This is a genomic window from uncultured Litoreibacter sp. (assembly GCF_947487515.1).
Classification (GTDB): Bacteria; Pseudomonadota; Alphaproteobacteria; order Rhodobacterales; family Rhodobacteraceae; genus Litoreibacter.
In genome coordinates this window covers 1,028,860-1,040,304 of sequence record NZ_CANKWO010000001.1, presented here as the reverse complement: position 1 = coordinate 1,040,304, position 11,445 = coordinate 1,028,860, and the positions used below count along the sequence as shown (strand labels likewise).

The 11,445-nt window shown below is 56.0% G+C and carries 11 protein-coding genes; 4 read left to right on the top strand and 7 right to left on the bottom strand.

Annotated elements, in window-relative coordinates; genetic code table 11:
* Window positions 1-46: 46 nt before the first annotated feature.
* Window positions 47-457 (bottom strand): group III truncated hemoglobin, encoded by a 411-nt coding sequence (locus Q0746_RS05120; RefSeq protein WP_298257841.1) that lies wholly within the window; start codon window positions 455-457, stop codon window positions 47-49.
* Window positions 454-627 carry a hypothetical protein gene (locus tag Q0746_RS05115; protein ID WP_298257839.1) on the bottom strand — a complete coding sequence of 58 codons (174 nt, stop codon included), beginning with the start codon at window positions 625-627 and terminating at the stop codon, window positions 454-456. The genes Q0746_RS05120 and Q0746_RS05115 overlap by 4 nt, the downstream gene beginning before the upstream one ends.
* Before the next feature lie 81 nt (window positions 628-708).
* Between Q0746_RS05115 and Q0746_RS05110 the strand changes: the two genes are divergently transcribed.
* From Q0746_RS05110 to Q0746_RS05100, 3 genes are all read left to right on the top strand, one after another.
* Window positions 709-1,167: an Rrf2 family transcriptional regulator gene (locus Q0746_RS05110; RefSeq protein WP_298257837.1), complete on the top strand. Its 459-nt coding sequence runs from the start codon at window positions 709-711 to the stop codon at window positions 1,165-1,167.
* A gap of 154 nt (window positions 1,168-1,321) precedes the next feature.
* Window positions 1,322-4,300, top strand: coding sequence for an isoleucine--tRNA ligase (ileS, locus tag Q0746_RS05105; protein ID WP_298257835.1), 2,979 nt, complete (start codon window positions 1,322-1,324; stop codon window positions 4,298-4,300).
* A 3-nt stretch (window positions 4,301-4,303) separates the two neighbouring features.
* On the top strand, window positions 4,304-4,768 hold the full coding sequence (locus Q0746_RS05100) for a methylated-DNA--[protein]-cysteine S-methyltransferase (RefSeq protein WP_298257833.1): 465 nt from the start codon (window positions 4,304-4,306) through the stop codon (window positions 4,766-4,768).
* Here Q0746_RS05100 and Q0746_RS05095 read toward each other — a convergent pair.
* From Q0746_RS05095 to Q0746_RS05080, 4 genes are all read right to left on the bottom strand, one after another.
* On the bottom strand, window positions 4,765-5,460 hold the full coding sequence (locus tag Q0746_RS05095; RefSeq protein WP_298257831.1) for a CDP-alcohol phosphatidyltransferase family protein: 696 nt from the start codon (window positions 5,458-5,460) through the stop codon (window positions 4,765-4,767). The two genes, Q0746_RS05100 and Q0746_RS05095, sit on opposite strands and share 4 nt — an antisense overlap.
* Before the next feature lie 115 nt (window positions 5,461-5,575).
* Entirely contained in the window at window positions 5,576-6,163 is a 588-nt protein-coding gene (locus tag Q0746_RS05090) for a cytochrome P460 family protein (protein WP_298257829.1), read from the bottom strand.
* A 111-nt stretch (window positions 6,164-6,274) separates the two neighbouring features.
* The gene (locus Q0746_RS05085) at window positions 6,275-7,204 is read right to left on the bottom strand and encodes a tyrosine recombinase XerC (RefSeq protein ID WP_298257827.1); all 930 of its coding nucleotides are present in this window, start codon (window positions 7,202-7,204) and stop codon (window positions 6,275-6,277) included.
* Complete coding sequence (locus Q0746_RS05080; RefSeq protein WP_298257825.1) at window positions 7,204-7,905, bottom strand: DUF484 family protein; 702 nt, start codon at window positions 7,903-7,905, stop codon at window positions 7,204-7,206. The genes Q0746_RS05085 and Q0746_RS05080 overlap by 1 nt, the downstream gene beginning before the upstream one ends.
* A gap of 186 nt (window positions 7,906-8,091) precedes the next feature.
* Between Q0746_RS05080 and Q0746_RS05075 the strand changes: the two genes are divergently transcribed.
* Window positions 8,092-9,972 (top strand): PhoX family phosphatase, encoded by a 1,881-nt coding sequence (locus Q0746_RS05075; RefSeq protein ID WP_298257823.1) that lies wholly within the window; start codon window positions 8,092-8,094, stop codon window positions 9,970-9,972.
* A 57-nt stretch (window positions 9,973-10,029) separates the two neighbouring features.
* Here Q0746_RS05075 and Q0746_RS05070 read toward each other — a convergent pair whose 3' ends face one another.
* Window positions 10,030-10,977, bottom strand: coding sequence for a DMT family transporter (locus tag Q0746_RS05070; protein WP_298257821.1), 948 nt, complete (start codon window positions 10,975-10,977; stop codon window positions 10,030-10,032).
* Window positions 10,978-11,445: the final 468 nt, after the last annotated feature.

The window sequence follows — 11,445 nt, the reverse complement described above, 5'->3', positions numbered from 1 at the left end:
AACATAGGCAGTTAAGTCGCTGACGTCATGGGCAAAATGGATGTGGCTATAAAATTGGCGGGGCGTCGAGAGGGGCGCGTAAATCCTCAACCCCCATGCGCAATCCGCGCGCAATGCGATGGGCCAAATTGGAAAAGGCGGAGGCAGTGTCCTGCGGGAGTTCATCCGCCAGAACTTTGTCAAACAAGGCCAGCCAAAGCGGAAAATGTTCCGCGTGCACATCGCGCGCATTCATGTGCTTTTGCATCGGGTTTCCGTCATAGCTGCGCTCTGACAGAATGGCGTTCCGCCAGAAACTCGCGATCTTGGCTTCATGTGCGGGCCAACCGTCTTTGGGGATATGAGCCGCAAACACCGGCCCCAAAATGGTATCGGATCGTACTTGCGCATAGAACTTCGTGACCACGCTCTCAATTTGGGCGGCGGTGATCGGGAACCGAGGAGGCTGGGCTCTCATAGGAGGATCCAAAGGATCGGGAGCAAAACGCAAAGATACACCAGCATGTTGAACATAGAGCGGATCAGGCCCGCGTCATCTGTGGGTTGTATCCCGAAGAATTGGCAAATCTTGGTGCCAGGCCACAAAAGGACGTCAGCAAGTTTTTCGGAGGTGGTGGGCGTCGCCATCGCATGTCCCCTTTAATGGGTATTTTAGATGCGTATTATCTAGCGCTTTTAATTGCGCATTGTAAATGCTAAATATTTGCGATGCAGTTGGACAAGTTCACAGACTACGGCCTCCGAATACTGATGTACCTTCGCGTCAATGATGATCCGAAGGCCTCGGTTGCCGAAATAGCGTCGAAGTTTTCGCTATCAGAGCACCATCTGTCCAAAGTCGCGACAGCCTTGGCGGGCGAGGGGTTCGTGGTTTCCACACGCGGGCGGGCCGGTGGTTTGAGTTTGGCAAAGCCAGCGGAAGAAATTCTTATTGGGTCCGTGGTGCGAAGCCTTACGCGTAACTTGTCTGTTGTGGAGTGCTTCGCAGGAAACGGGGCATGCGTTATTACCCCTGCGTGCGGGTTGCGCGGACCACTGATCGAAGCGCAAGAAGCCTTCTTCAAAGTGCTGGATAGCTATAGCCTTGCGCAGGTCAGTCAGGAAAGCGGTGCCCTTGCGCAGTTGCTTGGACTAAGCGACGCAAGCGCACTGGACGAACCGGTGTAGCCAAGGTTATAAGCGCCTCATGACACAAAGCATCGTCATTATTCGAATTATATCCCCGGCGCTCTGATCAAAATGAGACGCCGGGCAAAGGTGTTTGAGTTTCTCGCACCGACCCCACTCCGAATTGCAATTCCGACGACAAAGGACGCCTCACATGTGCGCCGATACCCCTGAGACCATTTCCTACAAAGACACGTTGAACCTGCCAAAAACCGATTTCCCAATGCGTGCGGGCCTGCCCAAGCGGGAGCCCGGTTGGCTGGAGCGTTGGGCGAAGATTGGCGTCTATGACCAATTGCGCGAGAAGGCGAAAACCGAAACCCGTAAGCCGTTTACCCTGCACGACGGCCCGCCCTATGCCAATGGCCACCTGCATATCGGCCACGCGTTGAACAAGACGATCAAAGACATGATCGTGCGGTCGCATCAAATGATGGGTTTTGACGCACGTTATATTCCGGGTTGGGACTGTCACGGCCTGCCGATCGAATGGAAGATCGAAGAGAAATACCGCAACAAGGGCAAAGACAAAGACGCCATTGACGTGGTCGAGTTTCGCCAAGAATGTCGCGAGTTTGCTGCGGGCTGGGTGGATATCCAGCGCGATGAATTCAAGCGGCTTGGCATCACGGGCAACTGGGATGACCCATATCTGACGATGAATTTCCACGCCGAGCGCGTGATTGCGGAAGAGTTCCAAAAGTTCTTGATGAACGGCACATTATATCAAGGCTCAAAGCCGGTGATGTGGTCACCTGTTGAGAAAACCGCATTGGCTGAGGCTGAGGTCGAATACCACGATCACAAGTCCGATATGATTTGGGTGAAATTCCCTGTTGTGGGCCTCGCGGGGACAGAGGCTTTGGTGACCGAGATCACCGGCGGGGACGACAGCAAAACATCCGCAGCCGCACAAGAAATTGGCGCCGAGTTTGCCAACACCAATGTTGTGATCTGGACCACGACACCTTGGACCATCCCGCAAAACCGCGCGGTGTGTTTCGGGCCAAAGATCAGCTACGGCTTGTATAAGGTGACGGAAGCTGCCGAAGACAACTGGGCGAAGGTCGGCGAAAAATACCTCGTGGCAGATACCTTGGCAGAGGCCATCTTTGGCCAAGCGCGCGTAGACGGATTTGAGCGCATGCGCGACGCATCACCGGCCGTTTTGGAAGCCTTGACCCTGAAGCATCCGCTGCGCGGCGTGCCGAATGGGGCAGGTGAATGGGACTATGACGTCCCCCTTCTTCCAGGCGATCACGTCACTGAAGACGCGGGTACCGGCTTTGTGCACACGGCTCCAAGCCACGGTGACGACGATTACCAAATTGGCGTAAAATTTGGCCTGCCTATGACTTACAACATCATGGAAGACGGGTCTTACCGCGCTGACCTGCCGCTGTTTGGCGGCAAGCGCATTCTCAAACCCAATGGCAAAGAGGGTGATGCGAATAAGGCCGTGATCGAGGTGCTGGCCTCGGGTAATCTTCTGATGGCGCGCGGGCGTTTGACGCATAGCTACCCGCATTCGTGGCGCTCCAAGGCACCTGTCATCTACCGCAACACGCCGCAATGGTTTGCCGCGATTGACCGCGAAGTCGGCGATAAGCAAGATCAGTTTGGCAAGACCATTCGGGAACGCGCGTTGACCGAGATCGACAACGTGAAATGGACGCCGCAGTCCGGCCGCAACCGTTTGCACTCGATGATGGAGGCGCGCCCGGACTGGGTGTTGTCACGCCAACGGGCATGGGGCGTGCCGCTGACATGTTTCACCAAAGTAGGGGCTTTGCCTGACGCGGATGACTTCTTGCTGCGCAACGAAGAGGTGAACGCTCGTGTCCTAGAGGCATTTGAGGTCGAGGGCGCGGATGCTTGGTACAAAGATGGTGCGAAAGAGCGCTTCTTGAGCGGCATCGTTAACCCAGATGATTACGTTCAAGTCATGGACATTCTGGACGTATGGTTCGATTCCGGCTGTACCCATGCCTTTACCCTGCGCGACCGCGAAGACGGCTCCGAGGACGGCATCGCAGATGTCTACATGGAAGGCACCGACCAGCACCGTGGCTGGTTCCACTCGTCGCTGTTGCAATCGGTCGGAACCACTGGGCGCGCGCCGTACCGCAATGTTGTGACCCATGGGTTTACGTTGGATGAGAAGGGCATGAAGATGTCCAAGTCCATCGGCAACACCATCGTGCCAGAGAAGATCGTGCAGCAATATGGCGCCGACATTTTGCGCCTTTGGGTTGCACAAACTGACTTCACGCAGGATCAGCGCATCGGGGACGAAATCCTCAAAGGTGTGGCCGATAGCTACCGTCGTCTGCGCAACACGATGCGTTTCATGCTTGGCTCTCTGAACGACTTCACCGAAGCCGACCGCATGGATCCTGCAGACATGCCGGAACTGGAACGCTGGATTTTGCACCGCCTGTCGGAGCTGGACGAGGTGGTGCGTGACGGCTACGCGAAATTCGACTTCCAAGGCGTATTCCAAGCGATCTTTACCTTCGCGACGGTCGATTTGTCGGCGTTCTACTTCGATATCCGCAAGGACGCCTTGTATTGTGACGGCGACACAGAACGCCGCCGCGCAGCGCGTACGGTTCTGGACATCTTGTTCCACCGCCTGACCACGTGGCTGGCACCGATCTTGGTGTTCACTTGTGAAGAAATCTGGCTTGAGCGCTTCTCAGGCGAGGATTCTTCCATTCACCTGACCGATATCCCCGAGACTCCAAGCGACTGGCGGGACGCGGAACTGGCGGCCAAATGGGCCACCGTGCGCAAAGTGCGACGCGTGGTGACTGGGGCTTTGGAGGTAGAGCGGACTGCGAAAGTCATCGGGTCTTCTCTAGAAGCAGGGCCTACGGTCTTTGTGACGGCCGAGGTGGCAAAGGTTCTGGACACCATCGCATTTGATGACATGTGCATCACCTCTGTCATCACGGTGTCCACCGACACACCTCCGGCAGATGCGTTCACGCTGGAAGACACCGCGGACGTGGGCGTTGTGTTTGGCAAAGCAGAAGGCGACAAATGCCAACGTTGCTGGAAAATTTTGCCAGATGTTGGCAAGCACAGCCACGATGGTGTTTGCCAGCGCTGCGACACGGCGTTGGAGTAAACAATGAGCGACGGGGCGAAAGCACGGCTTGATAGCCCCGTCGGACCGCTGACTTTGATAGAGCGGGACGGCGCAATCATCGAGCTGGAGTGGAACGACTCCGGCCAGATCATACGTGACGGTGTCTTGGGGGAGGCCGTTTCCCAGATGAAGGCCTATTTCGCCGGTGACCTGCAGGCGTTTGATCTGCCGTTGAGCCCGCGCGGCTCCGAGTTTCAGCAAAGGTTTTACCGAGCCCTGTGCGCCATTCCCTACGGCGAGACACGCACCTACGGCGATTTGGCAGGCGAGCTTGCGGTGTCTGCGCAAGCCATCGGGCAGGCCTGTGGGGCAAATCCGATCGCTATTCTTATTCCATGTCACCGCGTTTTGGGGGCGAATGGATTGGGCGGGTTTTCAGGCGCAGGCGGGGTGGATGCAAAGGTTGAGTTGCTAAAGCTTGAGGGCGCGGCCTCACTGCTGATCTAGCCGTCTTTTCCGTACAGCGCTTGTTGAGCCACGCCCGCAAACAGCAAGTAGACAGAGGTAACGATCAACCCCCAGTGCGCCCAGCTTTGAGAGTCGAAGTTTACCCATGCAGCCCAACCGGCAAAGAATGTCCACGCCAAGGCCATCGGCAAGGTAACGGTCCGCCAGCGCTGGGTGCGCACGGGATGGACGAATTTGAACGGGATGAACATCGCAACGGCCAACACAGTGACCAGCGCCAGAATAATCCAAAAGTTTGGCTGCAGGGCGAACACAACGATGGCCACCATGTTCCAGCACCCCGGAAATCCAGAGAAGGAATAGTCTTTTGTTTTCATGCGTGTATCAGCAAAATACATCGCAGAGGCAAAGGTGATGACGATGATCACGAACCATCCGGTCCAGCCCTCGAATATCCCCGACTTGAACAAGGCAAAGGCGGGAATAAAGACATAGGTCAGGTAGTCGATAATCATGTCCAGCAAAACGCCGTCAAACTGTGGGGCGTGTTGTTTTACATTATATTTCCGCGCCAAAGGCCCATCAATGCCATCCACGCCGAAGGCCACGACCAGCCATAAGAACATAAGCGACCATTTCTCGTCCACGGCTGCCAACATTGCCAGCATCGCAAAAACGGCGCCGGTTGCAGTTAGAAGGTGGACAGAGAGGGCTTTGATTTGAGGTGTCATGGCCCCTCATGGCCCAAAATGACGCATCTTGTAAAGTCTTTGAGCAGGAAGTCCCGCACAGCAGAAAGGCGCGCCCATGTGGACGCGCCTTTTGGTGTAGACTGATAGGATCGATTTAGTTGCTGACGCGCACTTCCTCGAGCGGGTACCCCAGCATGTCCTGATCCGAATAGCTGGAGTGACAATCATGGCAGAAGCTTTGCTTTACCTTCATAACCTTGCCGTTCGGCTGAATGCCGGCATACAGCCAGTCAGCTGTTTCTGGGATCGAGCCTTCTTCCATTTTTGTCATGAGGAACAAAGGACCTACGCGGGCCTTCTTCTTCTTGATGGAAAGGCTGATTGATTCTTTTGCCAAGATCGAGCCGACCGGCATTTTCACGCCTTCTTCTTCGAACTTCAGATATTGCTCTGCGGCGATATCATTGGCGAATGTGTTGAGCAGACGGTTGCCGTGTGGGCCTGCGACGGCAGGGCGGGTCGCTGTTGCGGTCCAAGAGCGGAAGTTTGAACCGATCTCATCGCCTTCCTTGGCGTAGCCTTCGACCATCGCGTCATTCAGGCAGGCATAGATTTCGTCAATCTGTGCCGCTTCAAGGTCAAACGCGTCTTCTACGTCGATGGCGCAATCGGCTGCACTTGCGGCGGTGGCCATGAGGGCCGTTGCAGTGGTCGCCGCGGCGATGAAGGTGCGAATGGTCATGTGGTCTTTCTCCCGAGATACTAGCGTTGACAGTTTGTCGCAGGAGTAGGGGGTGTTTGCCAATAAAAGTTTCCAAACGATTGGACACAAAGGCGTGAGGTATTGGTTCAATTACCCGTGTTTACGCCCTTTGGGGTGGGCGTTGTCATAGACTTCCATCAGTCGCGCGGTGTCGACGGCGGTATAGGCTTGGGTGGTAGCAAGGGAGGCGTGACCTAGCAATTCTTGGATCGATCGCAGATCACCGCCGGCCTCCAGCAAATGGGTCGCGAAAGAATGGCGCATAGCATGCGGCGTGGCAGTTGCAGGAAGACCCAGCTGCATGCGCGCAGTTTCCATGGCCTTGGCGATCAACCGAGGGCTAAGAGCCCCGCCACGCACGCCACGAAACAGCGGATCATCAGGCTGCATGGGAAAGGGCTGCATGCCCAAGTAGCGATCCACGGCCCTGCGTGCGGGGTCGATCACTGGCACGACGCGTTCCTTGCCGCCTTTGCCGACAATGCGGATGACATCTGGCAGGGGGGCGTCCTTGAAGGTTAGGCCAAGGGCCTCCGAAATCCGCAACCCGCAACCATAAAGCAAGGTCAGAACTGCGGCGTCTCGGCTGGCGACCCAATCCTTGCTGGCTTGCGTCTCGACAGTGTCAATCATGGCGCGGGCTGCATCAATGGCCAAGGGGCGCGGGAGCTTCTTTTGAAATTTTGGGGATCGGGTCGCAAGAACGGCGGTGGGCTCGAAGCCTTCGCGTTCGGCCAGCCAGCGATAGAAGCTTTTGACCGAGGATAGCTCGCGGGCCAACGATCTTGCGGCAACCCCACGCTTGCGTTCGTGGGCCATCCACGCGCGCATGTCGGTGGGTTTGACCTTCGCCAGCGGTTTCAGACCTGTGCTATCTCCGAAATGGGCGGTGATGAAATTGAGGTAGCCCAATACATCGCTGCGATAGGCCTCGATGGTGTTTTCGGCCACGCCATCAAGCGCCCTGCGATGGGTCAGCCAGCCTTCCAACGCATCGCGGCAGGCTGGAGAAATAAGCATTATGCCAGCCAGCGTTTGATCGCCCGCTCAAACGCGGCACCAAAGAAGGTCAGCAGATCGGTGCCTTGGTTGGGGCGGAACTGATGTGGATCTTCGGACCCCATGACCAGCAATCCGGGAAGGCGTCCTTCGCCCAAATCCAGTCGCAGCAAAGCTTCGGATTTGATGTAGGCGGCATTGTCGCCATAGACGTCTTCGGATGCGGGCGACACCTGCCGCAGGCTTACAGGGCGGACGTGAATGTCGCGCCCAGCCGTGATGTAGTGATCGACGACGCCCGGCTCGACAATTGACAAGACATCTTCAAACCCGATTGACGGGCTTTGGTGTTCTTTGGATTCCAAGATCAGCCGCAGACGTGACACGCGCAGTGATTCCAGAAGGTCACCCGACAGGGTGGTTAGGAAGGCGGGGAAGTCGGTCGGCTCCAGCACCTTCAAAATAGCGTTTTGGATAAGGTTCGTACCCGCCAAGTTTTCATAGGCCGCTGCGATGACGGAGCGATGGGTGTCCTCCAGCCGGTCGAGACGGCTTTCCAACCGTTCCATCGCGATTCCACGAAGATCAACGATATTGCCCCCGAGGGTGCGTTCGTTTGCGTCGATCAGCGCCCGCATAAGGTCTTGATCTTCCAGAATAACTTCTGGATCTGATAGAATTTTGTTGCGCAGCGCGTCCAGCACTTCGACCTGCTCAATCATGCTCAATGCCTTATGTTTTGGGCTTTGTTTTGAATGACTATAACCCATGTGTTCTGCTTTTTCCACGCTCTGATTACCTGCAATTGTCTGTGTCACAAATCTGAATCACCCCTGTCACAAAGCCGATAATCGCCGCGCCTATGGTCCCCCTCGGAAACAATCTGAGCCACCTAGAGGGAAGCCGCCATGAACGATATTGATACATCCGAACTGTCTTGGGACGAATGGGACGAACTGCAACGCCCAACCGCCGAAGAAACTGGCTTCGACGCGGTTGTGGAAGGCGCACTTTCACGTCGCGGGTTTCTGTCTGGCGCATTGGCCTTTGGGTCTGGGGCGGCCGTCATGGGGACCGCCTCCTTGCTGGGCAGCACCGCCGAAGCCGCCACGTCGCGGATCGCGTTTAAACCGCTCCCAATCCAGACAGATTTCACAGTGCATGTGCCAGAGGGGTATAGCTGGAAGCCAGTGGCCAAATGGGGACAGCCGTTGTTCTCTGGTCTGGATGATCTGGATCACGCCACGGGGGGCTCGTTTGAGACATCCGACAAAGTCTTTGGCGAGAACACCGATGGCATGGAGGCCTTCTTTGTTGGTGGCCACCAGCTGATTGCGGTGAACCATGAGTATGTGAACCCGAAGATCAACCTGCCTAACAATGAGGGCGGCGTGCCGACGTCAGCACAAGACGTGCGCAAGTTGCAAAATCTGCAAGGCGTGACCGTCATGGAAGTGTCAGAAGGGGACAACGGATGGGACATCGTCAAAGACAGCCCGTTCACCCGCCGTATTCACCAGAACACTCCGATGAAGATTTCCGGCCCAGCGGCAGGGCATGATTTGTTGAAAACGGACGCGGACCCCGCAGGCATTGAAGTTCTGGGCACCATGAACAACTGTGGCGGCGGCAAGACGCCTTGGGGCACTTATCTGACCTGCGAAGAGAACTTTAACGGCTACTTCGGGTCCACGGACCAAGACGTGACATTGCCTGAAGACTTCGGCCGCTATGGCATTAAAACCGAAAGCCGCTACGCCTACGAAAAGTTCGATGCGCGCTACGATTTGGCGAAGACTCCAAACGAGCCGTACCGGTTTGGCTATATCGTTGAAATTGACCCTGCCGACCCGACATCGACCCCGATCAAGCACACTGCGTTGGGCCGTTTCAAGCATGAGAACGCAGCCTGTGTATTGGCCCCCGACGGTCGCGTTGTCGTGTATCTTGGGGATGATGAGCGCGGGGAGTTCTTGTACAAATATGTCTCTGATGGCGTGTACACTCCGGGCGGCGACACTTCAGACTTGCTTGTTGAAGGCCAGCTCTATGTGGCCAAGTTCAACGAAGACGGCAAAGGCCAGTGGATTGCTTTGACCCCTGAAACCACCGGCATGGGAAAACCCGAGATCAGCATTATGACTCGCGTTGCTGCGTCGAAAGTAGGGGCGACCACGATGGACCGTCCTGAATGGGTCGCAGTGAACCCTGTTTCGGTCGAAGCCTATTGCGCCCTGACCAACAACAAAAACCGCGGCTTGAAGACCAACGCCGGTGGGGATGACACGCCGGTCGGTGGCCCGAACCCGCGCGAAGCCAACAAATACGGCCAGATCGTGCGTTGGTACCCCGAAGATGAGAACCACGCGAGCGACGGCTTCACTTGGGATCTTTATGTCATGGCGGGCAACCCGAAGGTTGGCGAAGGGCTGAACAAGGGCTCTGAAAACGTCAATGAGGGCAACTTGTTCAACTCGCCAGATGGGATGCAGTTCGACAGCACCGGTATCTTGTGGATCCAGACGGATGGGGATGACGACAACGAGGGCGCGTTTGAGGGCATGGGCAACAACCAGATGCTAGCGGGCGATCCGGTTACTGGCCAGATTGAGCGGTTCCTGACAGGGCCAAACGGGTCCGAAGTGACGGGACTGACATGGTCTGCCGACAAACGCACAATGTTCGTGGGCATCCAACACCCCTCTGCGCCTTTCCCAGATGGGGAAGGGAAGCTGGCGCGCTCTACGGTTATTGCGGTCAAACGCGACGACAACGCAGTGATCGGCTAAGAAATTTCCAATGACCAAACAGTGGGCCGCTCCTTCTCGGGGCGGCCCCATTTTATGTTAGCTTTCGCGTTTCGGGCGTTGCCGCTTGGCCAATTGGTGTTCGCGCCAAACGGTGTACAGGCCGGAGCCAAGGATCAAGGCGATGCCGATCCATGCCACGACATCGGGCCATTCATCGAACATGAGAATTCCCAACACGATCGATAAGGGCAAAGCCAGATACTCAAAGGGGGCGACCAGCGCGGCCTCTCCGGTGCGATACGCCAATGAAATGAAGTAGCCCCCGACCGCTGCAAATAGCCCAAGCGTCAAAATATAGGGGAGGTCAGGCGCGCTGGGCCAAACCCAAGGACGCATGAGAAATTCTAGTGAGGCTGGACTGCTCGCGTAAAACTTCCCGTCCCCGAGGACAAGCCCGAAGGCAAGGCTGGCGAGGATGAAGGTCAGTTGAATGTAGAACACCATAGACACCGTGGTCTCGGTGTCGCGTAGATACCGTGTCATGATGTGAAGCCCCGCATATCCGAATGCCGCGAAAACGGGTAGGAGCGACGCCAACTGGAAGCTGGCCGCCCCCGGTCGCAAAATAATCAAGACACCCATCAACCCTACCCCTACGGCAGCCCAGCGACGTGGCCCGACCGTTTCTCCCAAGAAAAGCACCGAAAAAATGGTGATCAAAAAGGGCGACACGAAGAACAAAGCCACGGCATCTGCCAAGGGCAACACCGAGAGCCCAAGGAAAAAGGTCATATTGGCGAAAAACACTAAGCCAGCCCGCAACATTTGTGCCCCCAGCCGCTTGGTTTTCAATGCGGGCAAACCTCCTTCAAAGGGGGCCATGAAAAGCAACACCACCGCCAGGCCAACGACGGAGCGGATCAGAACCAATTCGTGCAACGCATAGCCGCCCGACAAAAATTTCATCGTCACGTCGTTCAACGCAAAAAGCGTGACGGCGATGGAGGCGAAAAGCGGGCCAAGCGTGGTGGAGGAAAGTCTCATTTGGGAACGCTAGGGGAGGGGTGCGGCGCGGTCCATAGGCAATTGTTTTGACGTAGCGGAGGGACCCGCAATCCCTATTGGTCCCCGATTGGCCCCCGATTGGCGCCCGAGTTTTAACCGACGCCTTTCAGAGACAAGAAGCGTTCCTTGATTGGTATATCGAAGTTGATTCTAATAGTTTCTGTGCGTTGTAGCTGATTAATCGGTGCGCTATAGCGCAGAAAATTCGCTTGCATCTGGGTTTCTGTGATTGAAATCACGCTTCACTGACGTGTTCGTAAATGCTTGTGAAGCTGCCCGCCAAAATTTTGCGTCATACAAGGAAAGACCTGACGAAAAACAGGCGAAATTTGGGGCCCCGAATGGACCCGAAAAGTTCACATGTTTTGGGCTAGGATTCACGACTGATCGAGCCTCCGAGATGTGAGTTCATTTGGCAAGAAACTTACATCTAATTCCTTTGTGTTC